This window comes from Mycobacterium sp. THU-M104 (assembly GCF_049197365.1).
In the GTDB taxonomy this organism is placed as follows: domain Bacteria; phylum Actinomycetota; class Actinomycetes; order Mycobacteriales; family Mycobacteriaceae; genus Mycobacterium.
Genome location: NZ_JBMIOP010000209.1, coordinates 1 through 25819 on the forward strand (window position 1 = coordinate 1; position 25819 = coordinate 25819).

Sequence of the window (25819 nt, forward strand, 5' to 3'; positions counted from 1 at the left end):
GCAATGGCGGCAACGGGGGACCGGGGACGTCTACGTCACCAACACCGGCAGCAACACCGTGTCGGTGATCAACCCGAGCAGCAACACCCTCACCGGCACCGTGCCGGTCGGCCAAGATCCGACCGGGGTGGCCGTAGCGTGACCGGCACCGAGCACCAACGCAGTCGTCGAGCTGCGCGGGTCGTCGGCGGCGAGCGCGGGCGGGCATGAGGCGGCGGGTCTGCTACACCCTGTAGTGGACCGTGTCGATCGGGCTGGGACACTGGTGGCCATGGGTAGTTCGGAGCGGATCACGACGTCGACCGCGGTGTCCGCGCGTCTGTTCGCCGACGCCTGCGCGCTCATCCCCGGGGGGGTGAACTCCCCGGTCCGCGCCTTCGCCGCCGTCGGCGGCACCCCGCGGTTCATCACCGGGGCGCGCGGCTGCCGGCTCACCGACGCCGACGGCAACCGCTACGTCGACCTGGTCTGCTCCTGGGGTCCGATGATCCTCGGCCACGCCCACCCGGCGGTCGTCGACGCCGTCGCCGGGGCCGCGGCGTCGGGCTTGTCGTTCGGGGCGCCCACGCCGGCCGAGAGCGAGCTGGCCGCCGAGATCATCGCGCGGGTCCCCGCCGTCGAGCGGATCCGCCTGGTGAACTCGGGCACCGAGGCCACCATGAGCGCGGTGCGGCTGGCGCGCGGGTTCACCGGCCGCGCCAAGATTGTCAAGTTCTCCGGCTGCTACCACGGCCACGCCGACGCGCTGCTCGCCGACGCCGGGTCCGGGGTGGCGACGCTGGGCCTGCCGTCCTCGCCAGGGGTCACCGGGGCGGCCGCGGCCGACACCCTCGTGTTGCCCTACAACGACATCGAGGCGGTCCGGCAGACCTTCGCCCGGTTCGGCGAGGAGATCGCGGCGGTGATCACCGAGGCCAGCCCCGGCAACATGGGCGTCGTGCCGCCGGCGCCCGGCTACAACGCGGCGCTGCGAGCGGTCACCGCCGAGCACGGGGCGCTGCTCATCAGCGACGAGGTGATGACCGGTTTCCGGGTGAGCCGAAGCGGTTGGTACGGAATCGATCCCGTGGCCGCCGACCTGTTCACCTTCGGCAAGGTGATGAGCGGCGGGTTGCCGGCCGCCGCGTTCGGCGGGCGCGCGGAGGTGATGGAACGGCTGGCGCCGCTGGGCCCGGTGTATCAGGCCGGGACACTCTCGGGGAACCCGGTGGCGATGGCCGCCGGCCTGGCCACTCTGCGGGCCGCCGACGATGCGGTCTACGCCGCGCTGGACGCCAACGCCGACCGCCTGACCGCGATGCTGTCCGAGTCGCTCACCGATGCCGGTGTGGCGCATCGGATTCCGCGGGCCGGCAACATGTTCAGCGTGTTTTTCGCCGAGGCGCCGGTGACCGACTTCACCGCCGCACGCGCCAGCCAGACGTGGCGCTTTCCGGCCTTCTTCCACGCCCTGCTGGACGCCGGCGTCTACCCTCCATGCAGCGCCTTCGAGGCGTGGTTCGTCTCGGCCGCGCTGGACGAGGCCGCGTTCGACACCATCGCCGCGGCGCTGCCCCACGCCGCCCGCGCGGCCGCGGCGGCCACCGGAGAGGACCGACCCTGATGGCCGAACACACCCGGGTGCACGTGATACGTCACGGCGAGGTGCATAACCCGAACGGGATCCTCTACGGCCGGCTGCCCGGGTTCCGCCTGTCCGAGCAGGGCAGGGCGCAGGCGGCCGCCGTCGCCGGCGCGATGGCCGGCCGCGACATCGCCGCGGTGATCGCGTCCCCGCTGCAGCGGGCCCAGGAGACCGCCGCACCGATCGCGGCCCTGCACAACCTGTCCGTCGACACCGACGCCGACCTGATCGAGTCGGCCAACGTCTTCGAGGGCTGCTGCGTCAGCCCGGGCGACGGCGCGTGGCGCGACCCCCGGTTCTGGTGGCGCCTGCGCAACCCGTTCACCCCGTCCTGGGGTGAGCCCTACGTCGAGATCGCGGCGCGGATGAGCAGCGCGGTGGACAAGGCGCGCGCCCGTGGCGCGGGTCAGGAGGTGGTCTGCGTGAGCCACCAACTGCCGGTGTGGACGCTGCGGCTGCACCTGACCGGCAGGCGGCTCTGGCACGACCCGCGGCGCCGCGAGTGCGGGCTGGCCTCGGTCACCACCCTGGTCTATGACGGCGACCGCCTGATCGACGTCGAGTACTCCGAGCCGGCGGCGCCTTGTTGACCCCGAATCTGACCCCGAAGTTGAGCCCGAAGCTGACCCCGAAGCGGCGCCTGGCGGTGGCGGCGGCGCTGGTGGCCGCGCTGCTGGCCGGCTGCAACGGCCGCGATGCGGTGGCCCAGGGCGGCACGTTCGAGTTCGTCTCACCCGGTGGCAAGACCGACATCTACTACGACCCGCCGTCCAGCCGTGGCCGTCCGGGCCCGCTGTCAGGGCCGGACCTGGCCGACCCGACGCGCACGCTGTCGCTGCAGGACTTCCCCGACCGTGTCGTGGTGGTCAACGTGTGGGGCCAGTGGTGCGGTCCGTGCCGGGCCGAGGTCGCCCAACTGCAGCGTGTCTATGACGCCACCCGCGATTCGGGCGTGTCGTTCCTGGGCATCGACGTCCGCGACAACAGCCGCCGGGCCGCCTTGGACTTCGTCGACGACCGGCACGTGACCTACCCGTCCATCTACGACCCGGCGATGCGCACGCTGATCGCGTTCGGCGGCAAGTACCCGACCACCGTGATCCCGTCCACGCTGGTGCTGGACCGCCGGCACCGGGTGGCGGCGGTGTTCCTGCGGGAGTTGCTCGCCGAGGACCTGCAGCCGGTGGTGGAGCGGGTGGCCCGCGAGTCCCCGTCCGGCGAGGCCGCGTCGCGATGAGCGGCTTCGCCCACATCGCCGCTGCCGGGCCGCTGGTGCTGGCCCTCGGCGTGTGCCTGCTCGCCGGGCTGGTGTCGTTCGCCTCACCGTGCGTGGTGCCGCTGGTGCCGGGCTACCTGTCGTATCTGGCGGCCGTGGTCGGGGTGGACGCGCAGCCGCCACCGGGTGCGCACCACGCCGTGTGGCGCCCCGCGAGTTCGGCCCGGTGGCGGGTCGCGGGGTCGGCCGCGTTGTTCGTCGCCGGGTTCACGACCGTGTTCGTGCTGGGCACCGTCGCCGTGCTGGGCATGACGACCACGCTGATCACCAACCAGTTGCTGCTGCAGCGGGTGGGCGGCGTGCTGACCATCGTGATGGGGCTGGTGTTCGTGGGCCTGATCCCGGCGCTGCAGCGGCAAGCGCGGTTGCGCCCGCGGCAGTTCACGACGGTGGCCGGTGCGCCGCTGCTCGGCGCGGTGTTCGCACTGGGCTGGACGCCGTGCCTGGGCCCCACGCTGACCGGGGTGATCACGGTGGCCTCGGCCACCCAGGGGGCCAACGTCGTTCGCGGGATCGTGCTGGTCATCGCCTACTGCCTGGGTTTGGGAATCCCGTTCGTGGCGCTGGCATTCGGCTCGGCGGGGGCGGTGGCCGGCGTGAGCTGGCTGCGGCGGCACACCCGCGGCATCCAGATCTTCGGCGGCGCGCTGCTGATCGCGGTCGGCGCGCTGCTGGTCACCGGGGTGTGGAACGACGTCGTGTCGTGGCTGCGCGACGCGTTCGTCTCCGACGTCAGGCTGCCGATTTGAGGCGGGTACTCGCCTGGGGGCGCAACACCTGGCGCACGCTGACCTCGATGGGCACCGCGCTGGTGCTGCTGGTGCTGCTCGCACTGGGCGCCATCCCCGGTGCGCTGCTGCCCCAGCGCAGCCTCAACGCCGGCAAGGTCGACGACTACATCGCGTCCCACCCGCTGATCGGCCCATGGCTGGACCGCCTGCAGGCCTTCGACGTGTTCTCCAGCTTCTGGTTCACCGCCGTGTACGTGCTGCTGTTCGTCTCGCTAATGGGGTGTCTCACCCCGCGCATGATCGAGCACGCGCACAGCCTGCGCGCCACACCGGTGGCCGCGCCGCGCAACCTGACCCGGCTACCCAAGCACGCCGAAGCGCAGCTGCACGCCGGCTCCGGGGAGCTGAACGCCCTGGCCAACACGATCGCCGGGCGGCTGCGCGGCTGGCGCACCGCCATCCGCCAGCAGGCTGGCGGTGCGCCCGACACCGTCGAAGTGGCCGCGGAGAAGGGCTATCTGCGCGAGTTCGGCAACCTGGCGTTCCACTTCTCGCTGCTGGGCCTGCTGGTCGCGGTGGCCGTCGGCAAACTGTTCGGCTACGAGGGCAACGTGATCGTCATCGCCGACGGCGGACCCGGTTTCTGCTCGGCCTCTCCGGCCGCGTTCGATTCGTTTCGGGCCGGAAACACCGTCGACGGCACGTCGCTGCACCCGATCTGCATCCGGGTCGACGACTTCGCGGCGCACTACCTGCCGTCCGGGCAGGCCACCTCCTACGTCGCCGACATCGCCTACCAGGCGGGCGGTGACCTCGCCGCCGACAGCTGGCATCCCTACCGGCTGGAGGTCAACCACCCGCTGCGCGTCGGCGGCGACCGCATCTACCTGCAGGGCCACGGATACGCTCCCACCTTCACCGTGACATTCCCGGACGGTCAGACCCGCACGTCGACCGTGCAGTGGCGGCCCGACAACCCGCGCACCCTGCTGTCGTCGGGCGTGGTGCGCATCGACCCGCCCGCCGGCACCTACCCCGACCCCATCGAGCGCCGTAAACACCAGATCGCGATCCAGGGCCTGCTCGCGCCGACCGAGCAGCTCGACGGCACGCTGCTGTCCTCGCGATTCCCGGCCCTGACCGCCCCCGCGGTGGCCGTCGACGTCTACCGCGGCGACACCGGGCTGGACAGCGGCCGGCCTCAGTCGCTGTTCACCCTGGACCCGCGGTTGCTCCAGCAGGGCCGGCTGACCCGGGAGAAGCGGGTCAACCTGCGCCCCGGCCAGGAGGTCCGGATCCAGCAGGGCCCCGCGGCGGGCACCGTCGTCCGCTTCGACGGCGCGGTGCCGTTCGTGAACCTGCAGGTCTCCCACGATCCGGGTCAGGTCTGGGTGCTGGTTTTCGCCGTCACGATGATGGCCGGTCTGGTGATGTCGCTGCTGGTGCGCCGGCGCCGGGTGTGGGTCCGTCTCACACCGGCCGGCGAAACGGCCCCGGGTACGGTGAACGTCGAAATGGGTGGTCTGGCCCGCACCGACAACGCCGGTTGGGGCGACGAGTTCGAGCGACTGACCGGGCGACTGCTGGCCGGCCTCGGCGACCCCGGCGGCAGCGAGGCTCCCCCCGCGTCCGTAAGGAGTTCTCAGGTGGACATCACATGAACACCCTGCACGTCAACGTCTCCCTGGCACGCTACTCGGACTGGGCATTCACCTCGGCCGTGGTGGCCCTGGTGGTCGCATTGCTGTTGCTCGCCGTCGAGCTGGCCTACGCCGGCGGGCGCCGCGTGGACCGCCGCGAGCGGGTGGCAGCGGGCTCCGTCGGCGCCGACAGCGCCGTTCCCGGCATCGTGGACGCTCTCCCCGTGCGGCCCATCGACGAACGCACCGGTCGGGCCGGGCTGGCCGTGGTGTACCTCGGCATCGGGCTCCTGCTGGCCTGTGTCGTGCTGCGCGGTCTGGCCACCCTGCGCCCGCCGTGGGGCAACATGTACGAGTTCATCAACCTGACGTGTCTGTGCGGCCTGCTCGCCGGCGCCGTCATGCTGCGTCGTCCCCAGCACCGCCCGCTGTGGGTCTTCCTACTGGTGCCGATCCTGATCCTGCTGACGGTGTCGGGCCGCTGGCTCTATACCAACGCCGCTCCGGTGATGCCCGCGCTGCAGTCCTACTGGCTGCCCATCCACGTGTCGGTGGTCAGCCTCGGGTCGGGGGTGTTCATGGTCGCCGGCATCGCCAGTGTGCTGTTCCTGTTGCGGACGTCGCGGTTCGGGGACCCCGAGAGCCGGGACGCCGAGGGCACCCTGGCCCGAGTCGTGCAGCGGTTCCCGGATGCGCAGACGCTGGACCGCATCGCCTACCGCACCACGATCTTCGCGTTCCCGGTGTTCGGTTTCGGCGTGATCTTCGGCGCCATCTGGGCCGAAGAGGCCTGGGGCAGGTATTGGGGTTGGGATCCCAAGGAGACGGTGTCTTTCGTCGCGTGGGTGGTGTACGCGGCCTACCTGCACGCGCGGTCGACCGCAGGGTGGCGGGACAGGAAAGCGGCCTGGATCAACGTCGTGGGGTTCGTGGCCATGGTCTTCAACCTGTTCTTCGTTAATCTGGTGACCGTGGGCCTGCATTCGTATGCGGGCGTGGGCTGACATACGGGCGACCGACCACATCACCGATCCAGGGGGAGTGCACGTGTCCGAGGAGCCGACGACGGGCGTCGAAGGGCCCGATCAGCACACCAGGCGGTTGCCTGTCCAGGGGCCTCCCGGACAGCAGGGTGCGGCACCGGCGGAGCCCAGCGGCGACGCCCCGACCCGCGCCTTCACCGGTTTCCGCACCGAGCGGCGGCTCTCCGGCCCGGGCAGGCAGACCGGTATGCCGCCCGGCGCGTCTCAGTGGCCGTCCACCCCGGCCACCGGGATGACGCGGGTCGACCCGACGGCCTACGGCGCCTACTACACCGGACCGGCGGAGGCGGAGCCCACGGAGATCCATCCGGTGCCGGCAGTCCATCCGGTGCCAGCCGTGCCTTCGGGGCCGCGCCGTCCCGAGCCGCTGCCGCACACCCCATACCCGGAGCTGTCCACCAGCATGCTGTTGCGCCCGGTGAAACCGCCGCCCACCGAGGGCTGGCGCCGGTTGCTGTACGTGTTGTCCAACGGGCTGATCAATGTCGGCGAGAGCGCCCGGGCCGCGCGTTACAACAACCTGGTGGCCCAGGTCAACCGGCCGCTGCGGGGTTGCTACCGGATCGCGTTTCTGTCGCTGAAGGGAGGGGTGGGCAAGACCACGATCGCCGCCACGCTGGGCGCGACCTTCGCCGACATCCGCGGCGACCGGGTGGTGGCCGTCGACGCCAACCCCGACCGCGGCACCCTGAGCCAGAAGGTGCCGCTGGAGACGGCGGCGACCGTGCGCGAGCTGTTGCACGACGCCGGAAGCGTGGAACGCTACAGCGACGTCCGCCGGTACACCTCCAAGGGGCCGAGCGGGCTGGAGGTGCTGGCGTCGGAGACCGACCCCGCGGTGTCGGAGGCGTTCAGCGCCGCCGACTACGACCGCACCCTGGACATCCTGGAGCGGTTCTACGGATTGGTGCTCACCGACTGCGGCACCGGGCTCCTGCACTCGGCGATGTCGTCGGTGTTGAACAAGGCCGACGGACTTGTCGTCGTCAGCTCGGGCTCCATCGACGGCGCGCGGAGCGCCTCGGCGACGCTGGATTGGCTGGACGCACACGGCCACGAACATCTGGTGCGCGACGCGATCGCCGTGATCAACGCGGTGCGCCCGCGGACGGGCAAGGTCGACATGGACAAGGTGGTCGACCACTTCGCGCGCCGGTGCCGCGCCGTGCAGACCATTCCGTTCGACCCTCATCTCGAGGAGGGTGCCGAGATCAGCCTGGACCGTTTGCGGCGGGAGACGCGCGAGGCGCTGGTCGAGCTGGCGGCCGTCGTCGCCGACGGGTTCGGTGGAGACCAGCGCAACCCGGGGCCGGTCTGAGAGCGTTCAGTGAGGGTTGTTGTCCCCATGGCCCAATCGTCGGAGGAAGTCGGGATCGTCGTCGGGCCCGATGACGCGACTCTTGGGCCGGTTGTTCTGCATCCGCGCCGCACGCCAGCCGACGTAGATGAGGGTCCCCAGAACCAGGACGACGAGCAAGTAGAGCACTCAACACCTCCTTGGGCGAATATACCCGCGTCGTAGGCTCGACCCGTGGGAGAAGATCCGATCGACGACGGCATCGAAGGCGCCGAAGACCGAAGCGTCGGTGTGATCGGCGGTGTCTTGCCCTACGCGGCAGCGCGGTTGCTTCTCGTGGTCGTGCTCACCGGTGCCATCTACGGGATTGCGCGGCTGCTGGGGGTAGCCCAGTTCCCCGTCATCGTTGCCGCGCTGTTCGCGTTGATCATCGCGATGCCGCTCGGCATCTGGTTGTTCGGCCCGCTGCGCCGACGCGCGACCGCGGCGCTCGTGACCGTCGGTGAACGCCGTCGCCGGGAACGACAACAGCTGCAAGCCCGGCTGCGCGGCGAGGACGTCGGTGAGGATGTCGCCGAGGACTAGCCCGATCAACGCGCCAGCGCCAGCGCCAGTGCCACCGCGAGCGCCCAGACGATCATCGCCAGGCCGGTGTCGCGGAGCACAGGGATCAGCGCGGGGCCGGTGCGGCCGGATCGCACCGGCCCGACGGCCCGCAGCGCCAGGGGTGTAGCCGCCAAACCGAGGGCGCACCACGGGGTTGCCGCCGTCAACACCAAGGTCAGCGCCCCGGCGGTCGTCAGCAGCGCCTGATACAGCGTGCGGGTGCGGGCATCGCCGAGGCGCACCGCCAGGGTGATCTTGTGCGAGCGCGCGTCGGTGGGGATGTCGCGCAGGTTGTTGGCCACCAGGACCGACGACGACAGCGCCCCCGCCGACACCGCCAGCACCAGCCCTACCCAGTCCACCCGCAGCGCCTGGGTGTACTCCGTGCCCAGCACGGCGACCAAGCCGAAGAACACGAACACCGCGACCTCGCCGAAGCCGGCGTAGCCGTAGGGCCTCGACCCGCCGGTGTAGAGCCAGGCCCCCGCGATGCAGGCGGGGCCGATGGCGATGAGCCACGGCGCGGACACCAGCGCGAGCGTGACACCCGCGGCCGCGGCGACGGTCAGGCCGGCCAACGCCGCAGCCAGCACCGAGCGCGGCGCGGCCAGCCGTGACCCGACCAGCCGTACCGGCCCGGCCCGGTCGTCGTCGGTGCCGCGGACGCCGTCGGAGTAGTCGTTGGCGTAGTTGACGCCGACCGTCAGCGCGACCGCGACGGCCAGCGCCAGCAGCGCCTTCCACCACACCGCGGCGCTCAGCCACGCCGCGGCGCCGGTGCCCGCGACGACGGGCGCCACCGCGTTGGGCAGCGTCCGCGGCCGCGCCCCCGAGATCCACTGCCCGAAACTGGCCACGGCACCATCCTGCAACATCCTGCAGCGTTCCCGCCGACAGCCATGAACCAGAATGGGCGGATGCTCGGGGTCATCGGCGGCAGCGGCTTCTACACGTTTCTCGGATCCGGCGCTCGCACCGTCGCCGTGGACACCCCCTACGGCCGGCCCAGCGCGCAGATCACGCTCGGCAGCGTCGGCGGGCACGAGGTCGCCTTCCTGCCCCGCCACGGCGCCGCCCACGAATACTCGGCGCACACCGTGCCGTACCGGGCCAACATGTGGGCGCTGCGCAAGCTCGGGGTGCGGCGGGTATTCGGCCCGTGCGCGGTCGGCAGCCTGGACCAGGCCAATGGTCCGGGCACGGTCGTCGTGCCCGACCAACTGGTCGACCGCACGAGGGGCCGCGCCGACACCTACTTCGACTCCGGCGGCATCCACGTCGATTTCGCCGATCCGTACTGCCCGACCTTGCGCGCCGCAGTCACCGGCCTGCCCGACGTTGTCGACGGCGGCACCATGGTGGTGATCCAGGGTCCGCGGTTCTCCACCCGGGCCGAGAGTCGGTGGTTCGCCTCGGCCGGGTTCGGCCTGGTCAACATGACCGGCTACCCGGAGTCGGTGCTCGCGCGCGAACTCGAAATATGTTATGCAACAATAGCTTTGGTGACAGATTTGGACGCGGGCATAGAGTCCGGGGATGGCGTGAAGACCGCCGAGGTGTTCGCGCAGTTCCAGCGTAACGTCGAGCCGTTCAAGAAGCTGGTGCGCGCGGCGATCGCCCGGGTGTCCTCCGAACGCAACTGCACTCACTGCCTGCCGCACACCGGCGTGACGTTGCCCGTCGAGCTGCCGTGAGGGTGCTGCTGACCGGCGCGGCCGGCTTCATCGGGTCGCGGGTGGACGCGGCGCTGCGGGCGGCGGGTCACGACGTGGTGGGCGTCGACGTGCTGCTGCCGGCCGCGCACGGCCCGGACGCGATGTTGCCGTCCGGGTGTCACCGGGTCGACGTCCGCGACGCCGGGGCGCTGGCCCCGCTGCTCGCCGGTGTCGACGTGGTGTGCCATCACGCCGCGATGGTCGGGGCCGGCGTGGACGCCGCTGACGCGCCCGCCTACGGCGGCCACAACGACCTGGCGACCACGGTGCTGCTCGCGCAGATGTTCGACGCCGGGGTGCGCCGCCTGGTGCTCGCGTCGTCGATGGTGGTGTACGGGCAGGGGTGCTACCACTGCCGCGAACATGGGCGGGTCGACCCGCTGCCGCGCCGGCGCGCCGATCTGGACGCCGGGGTCTTCGAACACCGCTGCCCCGTCGGTGGGGAGGAGCTGCGGTGGCGCCTCGTCGACGAGGACGCCCCCCTGCGGCCGCGCAGCCTGTATGCCGCCAGCAAGACCGCGCAGGAGCACTACGCGCTGGCCTGGTCGGAGGCGACGGGCGGATCGGTGGTGGCGCTGCGCTACCACAACGTCTACGGCCCCGGGATGCCCCGTGACACCCCATACTCCGGCGTGGCGGCCATCTTCCGGTCCTCCGTGGAAGAAGGCGCGCCACCAAGGGTTTTCGAGGACGGCGGCCAGATGCGTGACTTCGTCCACGTCGACGACGTGGCTGCCGCCAACGTGGCCGCGGCGGCCTGCGACCGCGGCGGGTTCCTCGCGGCCAACGTGTGCTCGGGACAGCCGATCTCCATCATGGAGGTGGCGTCGGCGCTCTGCGATGCGCGCGATGGTTCGCTGTCGCCGGTCATCACCGGCCAGTACCGCAGCGGCGACGTCCGCCATATCGTCGCCGATCCGTCCCGGGCCGCCGAGAAGCTGGGCTTCCGGGCGGTCATTCAGCCGCGAAATGGGCTGCGCGACTTTGCTTTCGCGCCGTTGCGTGGCTAGGTTCCCCGACTATTTCGTGTCGGGCGGGGACCGGAAGATCCTTGGCTTCGGCACGGGAATCTGCCCCGTCGCCGTGTCGTCACCGCGAAAGATCCGCGGTCCTGGCCCCACCTTCGGTATCACGGTGGTGGGGTGCTCGGTGTCGGCAATGGGGGCGCCCGTGGGGATGCGGGTCGCCGCCGCCGCCGAGGGCGGGGCGGGGCGGGGCACCCGGACGCGCGTGGTCGGCGTCGCCGACGGCCGGGTCGGGGCGGCACGCGTGAAAGGGCGGTTCTGTCCCTGATGCCGGCGGCGGCCGGTGAGGATCGCCGCGGTCAGGATGCACAGGGCCAACCCGCACAGCGTCACGTCGAAGACGCTGGTGATCTGCTGGGCGAGGTCGTTGCCGTACACCGGGTTCTGTGCGGTGGCGTTGGGCGTCTCCTGGAACCGCGGCGCCAGCGCGACGCCCAGCACGACGCGTGAGATGCTCAGGGTGGCGACAAGCCCGCACAACGACGACACCAGCCGCGCCGAGACCGCGTCGTTGGCCAGGTTGACGCGCAGCCAGATCGCCAGAGTCGCAGTGAGCAGGTCGAAGCCGGCCAACACGAGGCTGTCGTAGCGGGAGAACGGGTAGTTCAGGCTGACCGCGACCGCGAGGTCGGTGAGCCGCATGGCCATCGACCCCAGGCACCAGACGGCGATCAGCAGCAGGCCGTTGCGGGCCGCCGCTCGCCAGGCGTTCGCCTCGGTCGTGCCGGCGTTCCGGTGGCCCAGGAACGTGCGCGGCGCGAACGTCGCCGCGGCCGCCGCCCAGGCGAGGTAGCCCTCGAACCCCACGCCCGCTGTCGAGGTGTTCTGCGCGATGCCGCGGAATGCGTCGACGTCGCGGCCCACGGGCAGGGTCCACACCAGGATGCCGGCGGCCAGCGCCGATGCCCCGAGCGCCACGGTGGCCAGTCGGGAGGCCTTGGTGGTGCGGACGAGCCAGGTGGACGCGACGAGGACTGCGGCCAGGGCCACCACCCCGTACACCACCGCGCTGGTGATGACCGCGACGTTCTGCTTGCCGAACCCGGAGCCGCCCAGCGCGTACTTCACCCGCCAGTACAGGTTGAAGCCGAAGCTGAGCGTCGCCCCGAGCATCGATGCGTAGCCAAGGACCCGGACGAGTGGGAACCGGCCGTCCGCTTGATCGGTGCCGGCCGGCTGTGCGCTCAACAGCGCGCCCGCGACACCGAGCCACGCCCCCGGCCCGACACCGCCCGGAACGTGCACGGTGCCGGCGAAACGGACCGTCTCGAACACGTCGAACCCGACGAAGGCCAGTACCAGCAGTAGATAGGGCACGTTGAAAACGACGCGGAGCCGTCCGGCCACTGCGGGACGGGACCGAACGGGGCCCAGTCGCGTGACGCCCAGGGACAGCAGCGACAGCAGCGTCACCGCGAACAGCGCGGTGAACGCGGTGACGCTGCTGTGCGGGATCCCGAGGCCGAAATACACGTTCCACGGCAGTAGTGGTGCGACGACGAGCAGGGCGGTAGCCGTCAGGTCGGGGACCGTGGTCCACCCCGGGGCCCGGTGCGCGGCGGCCGCGGCCAGGCGCTGAGTCTGCCCTCCGACAGGGCCGGTAGGCGTGTCGTCGATGCTGTGGTTCACGAGGCCCCCCGGGTCTCAAGGACGGTCACCGCCGGCGCGAGTTCGGTGGGCCCGCCGGGGCACACCCCGGCCGGCCGACTGCGCTGTTCGCTTGCGACCATGGTCTCTGTTCGGAAGCCGCGGTGGCGGCTGCCCGCGGGTGTCGCCGAGCGGCGACCGTGCCGTCGTTCGCCGACGCTGGTGCGGTTGCGCTCGTAGGTGAAACTGGTACTTGCGACGGTATCGCAGTGTAGTGATGCCGGGACATTGCTGGCTGCGGGGTCGCCAGCCGAAGGAGAGCCGGGATGGACGTCGTTTTGGGGGTCGCGGTCGCGGGTCCCGTTGCCCGCTTGGCCTTGCTGGGCCCCGCCGGCGGGGGCAATGACGTGATCGACCAGTCCGTTGTCGACCTCGGCGACAACCCGGTCGGGAACTTGACCGAGACCGTGGTCGGCACGAACCGGCTGCTGGTCGACGAGAGTCACCGCCTGGTCGGCACCCGGCTGTGCTGGACGGACAATCCCAAGGCCGAGCAGCTGCGACGGGCGCTGGAAGATTCCGGTGTCCTCAACGTCGCGGTGCTCTCGGAGTCACGCGCGCTGGCGGCCCTGATGCGGGCGGCCGGGCGGCCCGGCGCGGCGCTGGTGGTCGACGACGAGACGGCGACGCTCTCGCTGATGGGCTCCGGCTCCGGCCCTGGCTTCGGCCCTGGCTCCGGCGAGGCGGAAGCGCCGCCAACCCTGTTGGCGTCGGGGCCGCTGGCCGGCGGTGAGGCCACCGCGACGTTCGACACGCTGATGGCCAGGCTCGGCGAGCATCCCGATGCTCCCGACGAGGTCTATCTGGTCGGCGCTTCCGATCACGCCGCCGCCGAACTGACCCGCATCGCCGACCAGATCGGCGATGCCACCGTCCGGGTGCAGATTCCCGGCGACCCTACGTTCGCCCTGGCCCGGGGCGCGGCGCTGGCGGCGGCCCCGACCGTCGGTGCGCCGGACGCCACGCGGGCAGCGCCGATGCTCACGGGTGACGAAACGGCGATGCTGCCGGGCGGTGATGCGACCGCGCTTGCCCCCGCGCTCGAGCTTGACGCGGAGGAACAGCAGCTGGCCTACTCGATGGCCGGCGACTCCGAGCTGGTGCCCACCTTCGACGACTACGGGGATCGCTACAGCGAGGAATACGGCGACTGCGACGCCAGGCGGGCGCCGCTGAATCGGCGTGCGCTGCTGATCGGCAACGCCGTCATCGGGTTCGCGGTCGTCGGGTTCGCGTCGCTGGCCGTCGCGGTGACGATCGCGGTGCGGCCGACCGCCAGTCAGGAACCCGTGGTGGGTCACCAGAACGCCGCCCCGGGCAAGTTCATGCCGTTGTTGCCGACCCAACAGCAGGCCCCGGTGCCGCCACCGCCGCCGGACCGACCCGACGCAGGGTTCCAGGGCGGCACCATTCCGTCCCCGTCGAACGGGGGCGCAGCCCCCAAGCCGGGGCCGCCACCGGTTGGTGGCGGCCCCGCTCCGAATGCGCCCCGGGCGCCCGAAGCCCCGTCCTTACCGGGCGGCCCGGGCTTCGGGCCCAACCCCCTCCCCAATGTGCCGATTCCCGTTCCGATCCCGATTCCGATCCCGTTCCCGGGTTGGCAGCCGCAGTACCCGAACCCGGCGGCGCCAACCTACACACCGCCGCCGACGTCGAGCCCGGTGACGACGTCGAGCCCGGTGACAACGTCGAGCCCGGTGACGACGTCGAGCCCGACGAGCCCGTCAACGAGGTCCAGCCCAACGACGTCGCGTCCGCCCACGACGTCGAGCCCGCCGACAACGACCTACAACCCGCTGACAACGACCTACAACCCACCGTCCACGACGATGGCCCCCGTGACCCCCACCGAGCCGTCGACCATCCCCAGCACGCAGCCCCAGACTCAGGCGCCCCAGACTCAGGCGCCCCAGACCGAGGCGCCCCAGACCGAGGCGCCGGTGCCGACGTACACGCAGCCCCAGACTCAGGCACCCCAGCCGGTGGCGCCGAAGCCGCAGATCCCGCAGGAACCGGGCGGTGCGGGCGGCGGGCATCACGGCTCCGGATTCTGAATCGGCCGCCCATGCCGGACCTGGACGTCCCTGTCACGGTGGTGCTGCCCTGTCTCGACGAGGCGGAATCACTGCCGGCCGTATTGGCGGCCATTCCCGACGGCTACCGAGCGCTGGTCGTCGACAACGGCAGCACCGACGACACCGCCGGCGTCGCGCGCCGCCACGGGGCCCGGGTTGTCGTCGAGCCTCGGCCCGGGTACGGGTCCGCCGTGCATGCCGGGGTGGTCGCTGCGACAACCCCGATCGTCGCGGTCCTCGACGCCGACGGTTCGCTGGACCCTGGTGATCTGCCGCGGTTGGTCGCTGCGCTCGACGACGCCGACCTGGTGATCGGCCGTCGGCGGCCAGTGGCGGGACTGCACTGGCCGTGGGTCGCGCGACTGGGCACCGTCGTGATGAGCTGGCGTTTGCGCGCCCGCCACGGCCTGCCCGTGCACGACATCGCGCCGATGCGGGTGGCGCGGCGCGAGGCGCTGCTGGATCTCGGGATCGTCGACAGGCGCTCCGGCTATCCGCTGGAACTGTTGGTCCGTGCCGCGGCGGCCGGCTGGCGCGTGGTCGAGCTGGACGTCGGCTACGGTCCCCGGACCGGCGGCAGATCCAAGGTCAGCGGGTCGCTGCGGGGCAGCATCATCGCGATCCTGGACTTCTGGAAGGTGATCTCGTGACAGTGCTGCCCGTGACGTTGCTGGTCGTCGCCAAGGCGCCGGAGCCCGGCCTGGCCAAGACCAGGCTCGCCAGCACGGTTGGTGAACGGGTCGCCGCCGACATCGCCGCGGCCGCGCTGCTGGACACGCTGGACGCCGTGGCCGCCACTCCGGTGGCCGCCCGGGTGGTCGCGCTCACCGGCGACCTGGACGCTGCCGCGGGTGCCGCCGAGATCCGTCGGCGAATGGAATCGTTCACCGTGATCGCGCAGCGCGGCAACGAATTCGGCGACCGGCTTGCCAACGCGCACGCTGATTCCTCAAACGGGTGTCCGGTGCTGCAGATCGGGATGGACACCCCGCAGGTGACCGCCGCGTTGTTGGCCGGTTGCGCGCAACGGCTACTCGAAGCGCCGGCCGTCCTCGGCCCGGCGTGCGACGGCGGCTGGTGGGCGCTCGGGGTGGCGGTGCCGGCGCTGGCCGAATGTTTGCGCACCGTCCCGATGTCGCAACCCGACACCGGGCAACTCACCCTGAAGGCCTTGCGCGCCAATGGAATCGACGTTACAGTTGTGGAACAACTGGCTGACTTCGACGTAGTCGGCGACATTGCCGGTGTGCGTGCGGTGTGCGCAGCCGAGAGCCGCTTTGCGCGGGCTGCCCGCGTGGCGGGGTTTTAACGACGGCCACCGCAGCGTTTCGGTGATGGGTGCCGGGGGAATGCTGACCAGGTAACAACAGGCGCGGTGTCGATCACCGTCCAGAGCCCGTTCGGCGATGGCCCTCCGCGGAACGGAGTCTCGATGTCCACCACTACCACCGTCGTCGCCGCCGCCGTCGCCAGTCACGCCGGCGCACTGGTCACCGCCCTCATCGTGCTCACCGGCAGCATCTCTGTGTCCGGCGGTGCGGCCGCGGCCGACCCGAACCAGGACGCGCACTTCCTCGATCTGCTCGAACAGGAACAGATTCCCGCGCTCAAGGGAGTGCCGAGCCTGATCTCCACCGCCCACAAGGTCTGCCGCGAACTCGACGGCGGCATGGCGGTGGACTCCCTCGTGGACGACATGAAGGACCATGCGCTGATCAACCCGTCCTGGCGCGGAGTCCCCGAGCGCCGCGTCATCTCCACCGTCACCCGGTTCATCACCGCGTCGGTCGAGGCCTACTGCCCGGGCGACCGCAGCAAGATCGTTTCCATCACGGCTGCTGGCGCGGGGCAGTCCGGCGCTCCGGCGCATCCTGTCTCCCTGCGCGCCCGGGTACTTCCCCTGGGGAGACTCACCCCCGATCCGCCGGACATTCCGGCGCCGCCGCCGGACGTTCCGCCCCTGGTCTCGCCTCCCCGGCCGGTTGCGGCACCGCCTCCGCCGAAACGATTACCCTCCCCGCAGCGGCCGCCGGCCCCTGCGCAGGCCCCGCAACCGGGCGGCGGCATCGGCGACGACGGGGCGAATGGCAATGGGGGTGGTGGAGACGACGGCGCAGCTCCGGTCCCGCCGTCGGCGCCCATGTCACCGGGCTGGGTCAGGCTCGCGCCCTGAGAGGCACCCCAGTCTCTACCAGTGCGTCACGATCACGCTGTTCACCAGCAGTGCCCCGGCGGCGTTGACCGCCAGCCACACGCGATGCGACCGCACTGGCAGCAATGCGGGCGCCGCGGTGAGCCAGACGGTGAACGGCAGCCAGATCCGTTCCACCTCGGCCTTGCTCAGTTCGCTCAGGTCCGCGCTGAGGATCGCGGCCAGCACGCCCAGCAACACCAGATGCAATCCGCAGCGGCGCCGCAGCGCGGCCACGTCGAACACCCGGATCAGCCCGGCCACGCTGCCCAGTCCGATCGCGCACACCACGCACGCCAGATTGGCCCACCACCAGTAGGCGAATGGCCGGTCTTTGGCGATACCCTGCCAATAGCGTTGCTGCACCAGGGTATAACCATCAAACCAGGAGAACCCGGCAACGCCGAACGCAATCGCAACCGCCAGTGCCGCCGCAGCGGCCACGCCCAGAGTCCGCAGGGCGGCGGACCGGCCGGGCGCCGACACCAGCACGGCCAGCGCCGGCAGCCCCATCAGGATCAGGCCATAGCTGAGGAAGACTCCCCATCCCAGCAGCAGGCCCGCACCGGCGGCGGCCAGAGGGGGGAATCGGACCGTCCGGTGGACTGCCACCGCCAGCAGCGCGATACCCCAGGCCGCGACACCGGCGAAGTATCCGTCGGCGGAAACTGCCACCCAGATCGCCGTCGGAGCCACGGCGACGAACGGCGCGACCAGCCGCGCAGCGGGCTCGCCGGCCAGCGCGCGCACCGCGACGACCACGGCCGCCGCCGCGCTCGACCCGACCAACAGGCACAACAGGCCGGCCCAGACGCCGCCGTGCAGGCCGATGCGGTCCATCCAGACGAACGTCAGCAGCGCACCCGGGGGATGCCCGGAGACGTGTGTCGTCCAGGAGTTCGGCTGCCCGTCGAGGATCCGGCCGGCGAACGCGCGCACCGCGGCGGGGATGTCGGTGATTTCCGGAACCTCGTACAGATACTCGTCCCGGGTGGTCAGCCGGCCTGCGAAACCCCGCTGCCAACCGTCGATCAGCGCCAGCGCCAACGCCCACGCGCACGCGGTGGCCCAGGTGCACAGAGTCAATACCCGCCACGAAAGCCGTTGAGCTACAGCGTTTCCCCAGACCACCGCGGCCACGGCCAGCAAAATGGCCGGGCCGCTGCCCCAGCCGGCATGGATCTCCCACGCCCCGAAGATCGGTGCCGCACCGGCGTGTGTGGCGAACCTTTCCGGGCCGACGCCGTGCAGCGGAGTGACGCCGATGTGCATGCGCGGTAGCACGAACGCGGCCGCCACCACGGCAACCCCGACCGCGACCGCCGCCACCTCCCCGGCGTATCCCCGGAGCGCGATCGTCACGATCGACGAGCCTACCGACGAGGGGAGAACCGCCGCACCAGCGCCCGCCGGTCGAGCTTGCCGATGCCGCGGCGCGGCAGCGTGTCGATGACGTGCAGTTCGCGGGGTGCCGCGGTGGCGTCCAGTGTGCGTCCCACGTGGTCGCGCACGGCGTCCAGCGTCGGCGGGGCGCAACCGTCGGCGGGCACCACCGCGGCGACGACCCGCTGTCCGAACCGGTCGTCGGGCAGGCCGAACACCGCGCACTCGCGCACCCCGGGGTGGGTGCCCAGCGCCGCCTCGACGAGTTGTGGCAGCACCGTCAACCCGCCGGTGCTGATCGCGTCGTCGGCGCGGCCGAGCACCGTCAGCACACCCGCGTCGTCGAGGGCGCCGAGGTCGTCGGTGCGAAACCAGCCCGGCTCGGCGAACGGGTCGGGGACGACCGGGTTGCGGTAACCCTTGGCCAGCGTCGCGCCCCCGATCACGACGCGCCCGTCGCCGCTCACCCGCAACCGGATCCCGTCGAGCGGGACACCGTCGTAGACGCAGCCGCCCGCGGTCTCGCTCATCCCGTAGGTGCGCACCACCGTGACGCCGGCCGCGGCCGCGGCGTCTAGGACCTGGTCCGGTGCCGGCCCGCCGCCGAGCAGCACGGCATCGAGTTCGGCGAGGGCGGCCGCGGCTGTCGGGTCGGCCAGCGACTTGGCCAGCTGGGCGGCCACCAGCGAGGTGTAGCGGCGGCCGGCGCTGAGCCGGCCGATCGCGCCGGGCAATTCGGCGGGATCGAAGCCGGCGGAGACGTCGAGTTCGACGGGCTCTACGCCGGCGAGCACGCTGCGCACCACCACCTGGATCCCGGCGATGTGATGGGGCGGCAAGGCCAGCAGCCAGGCGCCCGGCCCGCCGAGCCGCTCATGGGTGGCCGACGCACTGGCCCGCAGGGCGGCGGCGGTCAGCAGGGCACCCTTGGGGGACCCGGTCGTGCCCGACGTCGTCACGACGAGCGCCACGTCGTCGTCGACGTCCTCGCCTATTCGCAACCCGACCCGCAATGCGCGCAGCGCCTCGGGGTCGGGGTCGGCCGGCACGGCCACCAGCGCGGGACCGCGCCCGTCCAGCACCCGTTCCAGGGCGGGCCGCAGCACGGGAACGGCGCTGCCCGCCGGGACGCTGAGCGCTTGCAGGACGGCTATGCGTGCTCTCCGTTGCTGTGCTCGTCGTCAAACGGCCAGCGCTGCGCGGCCAGCCGCGCGCGCACCCGCTCGACGTCGGCCGGCGACGGCAGCTCGTCGGTGATCTGGGTGATGGCCACGCCGATGTCGATGTGGTCGAGTTCGTCTCGCTGGATCAGTTCATCGGCCACGGCGAGGACCTCGTCGTGGCTCAACCGGCGGGTGAGCAACGCGAGGACCGCGAAGGTGTCGGTGGGGGGAACGCCTTCGGGATAGCCGGCGCGCAGCCAGGCCACGATCGAGCTGAGGAATCCGTTCACTGTCCAACCTGTTCCGGGCGCGGCCTCGGCGTTAGTGAAGACCCGGCCCCGATCCTACGTGGTCTTTGCTCCGAGGAACGGATGCCCGATGTGGTGCGCGATGAAATCCCGGGAGACGTAGGCCAGAGCGAGCAGGATCACGGCGACCACAACGGCGTAAATTGCCCACGCGAGCCCGGTCAGTGCCCGGTTACGCTCCGACGTGGCGCCGCTGGTGGTGATGTCCCCGGCGCCCATGGCCTGCAGCCGCAGCCCGAGGGCGAACAACCCAGGAAGGGCGGCGCCGGCCAGCATGCTGAACACCAGGATCTTCAGGGAGGCCTGGTAGTTGAACCACTGGCCGAAGCCGCTCATGACAGGTTTCCCGCGCCGACCGTGGGGTCCTCGGAGCCCGACCGGGGCGGTGCACCGGCGTGGGCCGTCACCATCCCGGTCGGCGGCGGGAGCTCCTCCGGCGCGTCCAGGCCCTCGGTCAGGCTGCCCTCCCATTCGGAGTTGACGTTGTTGTGGTCGACTTTGACCTTGCGCGACCGGATGTAGATCACGGTCGAGGCGGCGACCAGCAGCCCGAAGCCGATGATCGCGCCGGGGTATCCGCCGATGAGGTGGACAATCCAGTAGGTCACCGCGCCGACGAGCCCGGCCAGCGGGAGGGTGACTAGCCACGCGACCACCATCCGGCCGGCCACGCCCCAGCGCACCTCGCCGCCCGGCTTGCCCAGCCCGCTGCCCAGCACGGAACCGGTGCACACCTGCGTCGTCGACAGGGCGTAGCCGAAGTGCGTGGACATCAGGATCACCGCGGCCGAGGACGATTCGGCGGCCATGCCCTGCGGCGACTGGATCTCAACCAGACCTTTGCCCAGCGTGCGGATGATCCGCCAGCCGCCCAGGTAGGTGCCCGAGGCCATCGCGACGGCGCAGCACACGATGACCCACAGTGGCGGCATCGGGGCGCTGGCGCTGATCGACCCGTAGGAGATCAGCGCCAGGAAGATGATGCCCATCGTCTTCTGTGCGTCGCCGGTGCCGTGCGCCAGGGACACCAGTGACGCCGAGCCCCACTGGCCGTAGCGGAACCCGGCCTCGGTGCGCTGGGCCCGGACACCGCGGGTGACCCGGTAGACCAGCCAGGTCGCGATCGCCCCGACGGCGATGGCCAGGATCGCGGCCACGACGGCCGGGATGAGCACCTTGGACACCACGCCCTTCCAGAGCACTCCGTGCCCGCCCACAGCGGCGATCGTGGCGCCGACGATGCCGCCGACCAGTGCGTGCGAGGAACTCGACGGGATGCCGAGCAACCAGGTCATCAGGTTCCAGACGACGCCGCCGACCAGGCCGGCGAACACCAGCTCCAGCGTCACGATGTGCTCGTCGATCAGACCCTTGGCGATCGTGGCGGCCACCGCCGTGGACATGAAGGTGCCTGCCAGGTTGAGCACCGCGGACAGCCCGACGGCCACTTTGGGCTTGAGCGCGCCGCTGGCGATCGAGGTCGCCATGGCGTTGCCGGTGTCGTGGAAGCCGTTCGTGAAATCGAAAGCGAGTGCGGTGATCACGACGATGATCAAGAGGAACAAATTGATGTTCACAGCGCCTGATTCTGGTGGTCGGGAGATTGCATTGTCGACTGCAGCAAGACCGCGAACGCGGGTTTACCGTGAACCGTCGCCATAAGTTGCCTCGCCGCTAACCTGGCGTGGGCCCGCGTTCACCGCGGGTGTCGCGGCGAAGGGGATGCTCAGGCGGGATCTCGACGAAGATCAGGGTGATGCCGTCCGGGTCGGTCACCTGCATCTCGTGCAGGCCCCACGGTTCTTCGCGGGCCTCGCGGGCAATCGCCACCCCGCGGCCCCGCAGCTCGGCCTGGGTCTGCGCGAGGTCGCGGACCTGGAGCCACAGGGCACCGGGAAACGGTCCCCGCGAATGGTCGGGGGAGCCGTAGCCGGCCAGCTCGAGCAGCGACTGCCCGGCGAAGAACACTGTGCCGCCTCCGTAGTCGCGGAAGATCGCCAGACCGATCTGATCCCGGTAGAAGCTCAGCGATCGCGGGTAGTCCACCGGCCGGAGCAGCATCCGGCTGGCCAGGATCTCCATGTTGTCGTGTCTATCAGCGTTGACCGGCCGGCTCAACTGTCGGCCGCGCGGTTGGGCTGAAGACGCTGCCGTTGCATGAGCGCGTTCACCCAGCGGGGGCCGATGGTGTCGAGCGCTTTGGCCGCGATCGCCATCCGCGGCGCGATCCGCACCGGCCGGGTGCGCGCCGCGGTGATCATCCACTTGGCGGCCTCGGCCGACGACAGGGCGGGGACCCCCTGGTAGGCCTTCGTCGGGGCGATCATCGGCGTGGCCACCAGCGGGTAGTACAGGGTCGTCGAGTGCACTCCCTTTCGGCCCCACTCGGTCTCCACCACCCGGCTCACCATCGACAGCGCGGCCTTGGAGGCGTTGTACACCGCAAACAACGGGGAGGCCTCCGAGAGGACGCCCCACGTCGAGACGTTGATGACGTGGCCGTCGCCGCGCTCGAGCATCCCGGGAGCCAGCCCGCGGATGAGCCGCAGCGGCGCGTAGTAGTTGAGCACCATGGTCCGCTCGACGTCGTGCCAGCGCTCCAGCGACTCCGCCAGCGGCCGGCGAATGGACCGGGCGGCGTTGTTGACCAGGATGTCGACGCCGCCGAGGCGCTGCTCGACGTCGGCGACCAGTGCGTCGACAGCGTCCATGTCCGAAATGTCGCAGGGCATCGCCAGCGCGGTGCCTTTGGCGGCGGTGATCCGCTCGGCGACCGCGTCGAGCAGCTCGCGGCGGCGGGCGACCACGACGACGGTGGCTCCGAGGCGGGCGAACTGCTCGGCGGCGGCCTCCCCGATGCCCGAGGACGCCCCGGTGATCAGGATCCGCTTGCCGGCCAGGTCGATCGGTTTCATCGCGGGCCGGTTGACCAGCACCTGCGGCGCGGCGGGCGGCCGCATGGTCGCCAGCACCAGCTGGTCGGTGAAGCGGCGTAGCGGGTTTGTACTCATCGTGGGGAGTCTAGTTTTTCCGTCAGCCGGTAATTTTGCAGGCCGCTACTCGAACTTTCGCTGCGGTTTTACAGCCTCGGCGTCAGAAATACCGGGGGAACGGGCTCCAATCGGGCGGGCGCTTCTGCAGGAAGGCGTCGCGGCCTTCGACGGCCTCGTCGGTCATGTACGCCAGCCGGGTGGCCTCCCCGGCGAACAGCTGCTGGCCGACCAGCCCGTCATCGAGCAGATTGAACGCGAACTTCAGCATGCGTTGTGCCTGCGGCGATTTGGCGTTGATCTCGGTCGCCCACTGTAGGGCCACCCGCTCCAGGTCGGCGTGGTCGACGACCTCGTTGACCGCGCCCATGTGGTGCATCTGCTCGGCGGTGTAGGTGCGGCCGAGGAAGAAGATCTCTCGGGCGAACTTCTGGCCCACCTGGCGGGCCAGGTACGCGCTGCCGTAGCCGCCGTCGAAGCTGCCTACGTCGGCGTCGGTCTGCTTGAACCGGGCGTGTTCGCGGCTGGCCAGGGTGAGGTCGCAGACCACGTGCAGGCTGTGCCCCCCGCCGGCCGCCCACCCGTTGACCAGGCAGATGACCACCTTGGGCATGAACCGGATCAGCCGCTGCACCTCGAGGATGTGCAGCCGCCCGGCGCGGGCGGCGTCGACGGTGTCGGCGGTGTCCCCGCTCGCGTACTGGTAGCCGGAGCGTCCGCGGATGCGCTGGTCGCCGCCCGAGCAGAACGCCCAGCCGCCGTCCTTGGGAGAGGGGCCGTTGCCGGTCAGCAGCACCACGCCCACGTCGGGCGACATCCGGGCGTGGTCGAGCGCGCGGTACAACTCGTCGACGGTGTGCGGCCGGAAGGCGTTGCGCACCTCGGGCCGGTTGAACGCCACCCTCACCGTGGCGTCGGTGACGTGGCGGTGGTAGGTGATGTCGGTCAGGTCGGCGAACCCGGCGTCGATTTCCGAGACGGGCCGCCACGCCTGCGCGTCGAACGGATTGTCACTCAATGTTGTTGAACTCCTCCACAGGGTCGAAACGGAAGAACGGGCAGATCCCCGCCAACGCCTCGAACTCTTCGGGCCGCCATTCGTTGATCAGCCCCGACCGCTTCTTGACACCGGGCCCGCCAGCAGTTGCCATGCCGGGCCCACCGCCTGACACAGTAGTCAGGCGGTGGGCCCGGTAGCTGGTCGCAGGCGTCGCGGCTATTTGGGCGTTCGAATGTGACACCACAGTCACGCTGGGCCGCGAATGTGACTGCAGCGTCACGTTCGGCGACAACCTAGCCGACCGCGCGGCCGGCGCCGTCCCAGAACCGGGCCCGCACGGCCTTCTTGTCGGGCTTGCCCAGCGCGGTCACCGGCACCGACTCGACGACGATCACCTGCTTGGGCGACTGCACCGAACCCTTGCGCTCCTTGACCGCGGCCTGGATCTCGACGGTCACCCGCGCCACCGACTCCTCGTCGCAGGGATGGTCGGGCCGCAGCACGATCACCGCGGTGACGGCCTCGCCCCACTTCTCGTCCGGCGTGCCGATCACGCACACCTGCGCGACGGCCGGGTGCTCGGCGACGACGTCCTCGACCTCGCGCGGGAACACGTTGAACCCGCCGGTGACGATCATGTCCTTGACCCGGTCGACGATGAACCAGAAGCCGTCGGAGTCCTCGCGGGCCATGTCACCGGTGTGCAGCCAGCCGCCGGAGAACGTCTTGGCCGTCTCCTCCGGCAGGTTCCAGTAGCCGCCGGAAAGCAGCGGCCCGGACACGCAGATCTCGCCGACCTCGCCTTGGGGCACCGGGTTGCCCTCGGCGTCCAGCAGCGCGGTGCGGGCGAACAGGGTGGGCCGCCCGCAGGAGGTGAGTCGCTTCTCGTCGTGGTCCTGCTTGGCCAGATACGAGATCACCATCGGGGCCTCGGACTGGCCGTAGTACTGGGCGAAGATCGGCCCGAAGCGGCGGATGGCCTCGGCCAGCCGCACCGGGTTCATCGCCGAGGCGCCGTAGTAGACCGTCTCCAGCGAGGACAGGTCGCGGCTGTGCGAGTCCGGGTGGTCCATCAGCGCGTAGATCATCGACGGCACCAGCATGGTCGCGGTGATCTGCTGCTCCTCGATCACCCGCAGCACCTCGGCCGGATCGAACTTGGTCAGCACGACCAGCTCGCCGCCCTTGATGATCGTCGGCACGAAGAACGCCGCCCCGGCGTGCGACAGCGGGGTGCACATCAGGAAGCGCGGGTTTTCCGGCCACTCCCACTCGGCGAGCTGGATCGTGGTCATCGTGGTGATCGACTGCGCGGTGCCCAGCACGCCCTTGGGCTTGCCGGTGGTGCCGCCGGTGTAGGCCATCCCGCCGATGTGGTCGGGCGGAAGGTCGGCCGCCACCAACGGCTTCGGCGCATACTTCGCGGCTTCGGCCACCACGTCCACCGCGGCGTCGCCCAGCGCCTCGGGGACCGGGCCGATGGTCAGGACCTGCTTGAGGACGGGCACCTTCTCCAGCAGGCCCAGCGCCCGCTCGACGAACATCGGGGTGGGGTCGATGATCAGCGACGTCACGCCGGCGTCGGCCAGCACGTAGGCGTGGTCGTCCAGGGAGCCCAGCGGATGCAGTGCCACCCGCCGGTAACCCTGCGTCTGGCCGGCGCCGATGATCATGAGCACCTCGGGCCGGTTCAGCGACAGCAGCCCGACCGTCGCGCCGGTGCCCGCACCGAGCGCCTCGAACGCCTGAATGTACTGGCTGATGCGCTCGGCGAGCTGACCACCGGTCAGCGTGGTGTCGCCGAGATGCAGCACCGGCTTGTCCTTGTTGCGCTTGAGCGCGCCGACGGTCAGGTGTCCGGAATGAATGGGATGGCGCAGCAGATCATCGCTCATGGGCCAAGACTAGAACGTGTTGCAATTCCGGTCGGCCACACCCGTACGGCACTACGATTCCTGCACATGGCGCACGCTGATCTGGTCTTCACCGGAACCGTACTGACCGTCGACGAGTCGCGGCCCACCGCCGAGGCGCTCGCCGTCGCCGACGGCCGCATCGTCGCCGTCGGGACCCGTGCCGAGGTGGCCGCGCTCGTCGGCGCCGGC

28 protein-coding genes and 1 pseudogene are annotated in these 25819 nt (G+C 71.0%); 16 read left to right on the forward strand and 13 right to left on the reverse strand.

The genetic code is table 11. The features are described 5' to 3' along the window. From ACOJVU_RS16325 to ACOJVU_RS16360, 8 genes and pseudogenes are all read left to right on the forward strand, one after another. Positions 1–142 (forward strand): annotated as a pseudogene (locus ACOJVU_RS16325) (hypothetical protein); the annotation flags it as partial. A 129-nt stretch (positions 143–271) separates the two neighbouring features. Next, on the forward strand, positions 272–1603 hold the full coding sequence (hemL, locus tag ACOJVU_RS16330; protein WP_421530720.1) for a glutamate-1-semialdehyde 2,1-aminomutase: 1332 nt from the start codon (positions 272–274) through the stop codon (positions 1601–1603). Then, positions 1603–2214, forward strand: a complete 612-nt coding sequence (locus tag ACOJVU_RS16335; RefSeq protein ID WP_421530721.1) for a histidine phosphatase family protein — start codon at positions 1603–1605, stop codon at positions 2212–2214. Before hemL ends, ACOJVU_RS16335 begins: the two co-directional genes overlap by 1 nt. Before the next feature lie 32 nt (positions 2215–2246). Continuing rightward, on the forward strand, positions 2247–2861 hold the full coding sequence (locus ACOJVU_RS16340) for a TlpA disulfide reductase family protein (protein WP_421530740.1): 615 nt from the start codon (positions 2247–2249) through the stop codon (positions 2859–2861). Further along, on the forward strand, positions 2858–3649 hold the full coding sequence (locus ACOJVU_RS16345) for a cytochrome c biogenesis CcdA family protein (protein WP_421530722.1): 792 nt from the start codon (positions 2858–2860) through the stop codon (positions 3647–3649). The genes ACOJVU_RS16340 and ACOJVU_RS16345 overlap by 4 nt, the downstream gene beginning before the upstream one ends. A 47-nt stretch (positions 3650–3696) precedes the next feature. Next, complete coding sequence (locus tag ACOJVU_RS16350; protein WP_421530741.1) at positions 3697–5292, forward strand: cytochrome c biogenesis protein ResB; 1596 nt, start codon at positions 3697–3699, stop codon at positions 5290–5292. After that, positions 5289–6275: a c-type cytochrome biogenesis protein CcsB gene (gene ccsB, locus ACOJVU_RS16355; RefSeq protein ID WP_421530723.1), complete on the forward strand. Its 987-nt coding sequence runs from the start codon at positions 5289–5291 to the stop codon at positions 6273–6275. The genes ACOJVU_RS16350 and ccsB overlap by 4 nt, the downstream gene beginning before the upstream one ends. A gap of 37 nt (positions 6276–6312) precedes the next feature. Beyond that, complete coding sequence (locus ACOJVU_RS16360; protein ID WP_421530742.1) at positions 6313–7632, forward strand: AAA family ATPase; 1320 nt, start codon at positions 6313–6315, stop codon at positions 7630–7632. Positions 7633–7638: 6 nt separating this feature from the next. Here ACOJVU_RS16360 and ACOJVU_RS16365 read toward each other — a convergent pair whose 3' ends face one another. Beyond that, positions 7639–7800 (reverse strand): hypothetical protein, encoded by a 162-nt coding sequence (locus ACOJVU_RS16365; RefSeq protein ID WP_421530724.1) that lies wholly within the window; start codon positions 7798–7800, stop codon positions 7639–7641. A gap of 72 nt (positions 7801–7872) precedes the next feature. Here ACOJVU_RS16365 and ACOJVU_RS16370 point away from each other — a divergent pair, with 72 nt between their 5' ends. Continuing rightward, positions 7873–8196 (forward strand): DUF4229 domain-containing protein, encoded by a 324-nt coding sequence (locus ACOJVU_RS16370; RefSeq protein WP_421530743.1) that lies wholly within the window; start codon positions 7873–7875, stop codon positions 8194–8196. A gap of 5 nt (positions 8197–8201) precedes the next feature. On the opposite strand, the gene ACOJVU_RS16375 is transcribed toward ACOJVU_RS16370, so the two are convergent. Continuing rightward, positions 8202–9074: a 1,4-dihydroxy-2-naphthoate polyprenyltransferase gene (locus ACOJVU_RS16375; RefSeq protein WP_421530725.1), complete on the reverse strand. Its 873-nt coding sequence runs from the start codon at positions 9072–9074 to the stop codon at positions 8202–8204. Between the two features lie 60 nt (positions 9075–9134). Between ACOJVU_RS16375 and ACOJVU_RS16380 the strand changes: the two genes are divergently transcribed. Together ACOJVU_RS16380 and ACOJVU_RS16385 are read left to right on the forward strand one after the other, a co-directional pair. Then, positions 9135–9911, forward strand: coding sequence for an S-methyl-5'-thioadenosine phosphorylase (locus ACOJVU_RS16380; RefSeq protein ID WP_421530726.1), 777 nt, complete (start codon positions 9135–9137; stop codon positions 9909–9911). Further along, positions 9908–10942 (forward strand): NAD-dependent epimerase/dehydratase family protein, encoded by a 1035-nt coding sequence (locus tag ACOJVU_RS16385; protein WP_421530727.1) that lies wholly within the window; start codon positions 9908–9910, stop codon positions 10940–10942. The genes ACOJVU_RS16380 and ACOJVU_RS16385 overlap by 4 nt, the downstream gene beginning before the upstream one ends. Positions 10943–10951: 9 nt before the next feature. On the opposite strand, the gene ACOJVU_RS16390 is transcribed toward ACOJVU_RS16385, so the two are convergent. Beyond that, positions 10952–12586 (reverse strand): hypothetical protein, encoded by a 1635-nt coding sequence (locus ACOJVU_RS16390; RefSeq protein WP_421530728.1) that lies wholly within the window; start codon positions 12584–12586, stop codon positions 10952–10954. A 284-nt stretch (positions 12587–12870) separates the two neighbouring features. On the opposite strand from ACOJVU_RS16390, the gene ACOJVU_RS16395 reads away from it, so the two are divergent. The 4 genes from ACOJVU_RS16395 (at position 12871) to ACOJVU_RS16410 (ending at position 16852) form a co-directional block, all read left to right on the forward strand. Then, positions 12871–14658: a hypothetical protein gene (locus tag ACOJVU_RS16395; RefSeq protein WP_421530729.1), complete on the forward strand. Its 1788-nt coding sequence runs from the start codon at positions 12871–12873 to the stop codon at positions 14656–14658. Between the two features lie 11 nt (positions 14659–14669). Beyond that, positions 14670–15329: a glycosyltransferase family 2 protein gene (locus tag ACOJVU_RS16400; RefSeq protein ID WP_421530730.1), complete on the forward strand. Its 660-nt coding sequence runs from the start codon at positions 14670–14672 to the stop codon at positions 15327–15329. After that, on the forward strand, positions 15326–15988 hold the full coding sequence (locus ACOJVU_RS16405; protein WP_421530731.1) for a TIGR04282 family arsenosugar biosynthesis glycosyltransferase: 663 nt from the start codon (positions 15326–15328) through the stop codon (positions 15986–15988). Before ACOJVU_RS16400 ends, ACOJVU_RS16405 begins: the two co-directional genes overlap by 4 nt. 123 nt (positions 15989–16111) lie before the next feature. After that, positions 16112–16852, forward strand: coding sequence for a DUF732 domain-containing protein (locus ACOJVU_RS16410; RefSeq protein ID WP_421530732.1), 741 nt, complete (start codon positions 16112–16114; stop codon positions 16850–16852). A 15-nt stretch (positions 16853–16867) separates the two neighbouring features. Here the strand turns inward: ACOJVU_RS16410 and ACOJVU_RS16415 are convergent, their stop codons facing one another. The 10 genes from ACOJVU_RS16415 to fadD8 form a co-directional block, all read right to left on the reverse strand. Beyond that, positions 16868–18226: a hypothetical protein gene (locus tag ACOJVU_RS16415; protein ID WP_421530744.1), complete on the reverse strand. Its 1359-nt coding sequence runs from the start codon at positions 18224–18226 to the stop codon at positions 16868–16870. A gap of 17 nt (positions 18227–18243) precedes the next feature. After that, positions 18244–19335, reverse strand: a complete 1092-nt coding sequence (menE, locus tag ACOJVU_RS16420; protein WP_421530745.1) for an o-succinylbenzoate--CoA ligase — start codon at positions 19333–19335, stop codon at positions 18244–18246. A gap of 68 nt (positions 19336–19403) precedes the next feature. Continuing rightward, a complete protein-coding gene (locus ACOJVU_RS16425; RefSeq protein WP_421530733.1) occupies positions 19404–19706 on the reverse strand; it encodes a DUF3349 domain-containing protein in 303 nt (100 codons plus the stop codon). A gap of 54 nt (positions 19707–19760) precedes the next feature. After that, positions 19761–20060 carry a hypothetical protein gene (locus ACOJVU_RS16430; protein WP_421530734.1) on the reverse strand — a complete coding sequence of 100 codons (300 nt, stop codon included), beginning with the start codon at positions 20058–20060 and terminating at the stop codon, positions 19761–19763. Then, positions 20057–21301, reverse strand: coding sequence for an inorganic phosphate transporter (locus tag ACOJVU_RS16435; protein WP_421530735.1), 1245 nt, complete (start codon positions 21299–21301; stop codon positions 20057–20059). Before ACOJVU_RS16435 ends, ACOJVU_RS16430 begins: the two co-directional genes overlap by 4 nt. Before the next feature lie 97 nt (positions 21302–21398). Continuing rightward, positions 21399–21806 carry a VOC family protein gene (locus tag ACOJVU_RS16440; protein ID WP_421530736.1) on the reverse strand — a complete coding sequence of 136 codons (408 nt, stop codon included), beginning with the start codon at positions 21804–21806 and terminating at the stop codon, positions 21399–21401. Between the two features lie 32 nt (positions 21807–21838). Then, positions 21839–22735 carry an SDR family oxidoreductase gene (locus ACOJVU_RS16445; protein WP_421530737.1) on the reverse strand — a complete coding sequence of 299 codons (897 nt, stop codon included), beginning with the start codon at positions 22733–22735 and terminating at the stop codon, positions 21839–21841. Positions 22736–22817: 82 nt separating this feature from the next. Then, a complete protein-coding gene (locus ACOJVU_RS16450) occupies positions 22818–23732 on the reverse strand; it encodes a 1,4-dihydroxy-2-naphthoyl-CoA synthase (protein WP_421530738.1) in 915 nt (304 codons plus the stop codon). Beyond that, positions 23725–23865: a hypothetical protein gene (locus tag ACOJVU_RS16455; protein WP_421530747.1), complete on the reverse strand. Its 141-nt coding sequence runs from the start codon at positions 23863–23865 to the stop codon at positions 23725–23727. Before ACOJVU_RS16455 ends, ACOJVU_RS16450 begins: the two co-directional genes overlap by 8 nt. Before the next feature lie 142 nt (positions 23866–24007). Beyond that, positions 24008–25609: a fatty-acid--CoA ligase FadD8 gene (gene fadD8, locus ACOJVU_RS16460; protein ID WP_421530739.1), complete on the reverse strand. Its 1602-nt coding sequence runs from the start codon at positions 25607–25609 to the stop codon at positions 24008–24010. A 66-nt stretch (positions 25610–25675) separates the two neighbouring features. Here fadD8 and ACOJVU_RS16465 point away from each other — a divergent pair. Beyond that, positions 25676–25819: imidazolonepropionase-like domain-containing protein (locus tag ACOJVU_RS16465; protein WP_421530746.1), on the forward strand; the 144-nt coding region annotated here is incomplete at its 3' end.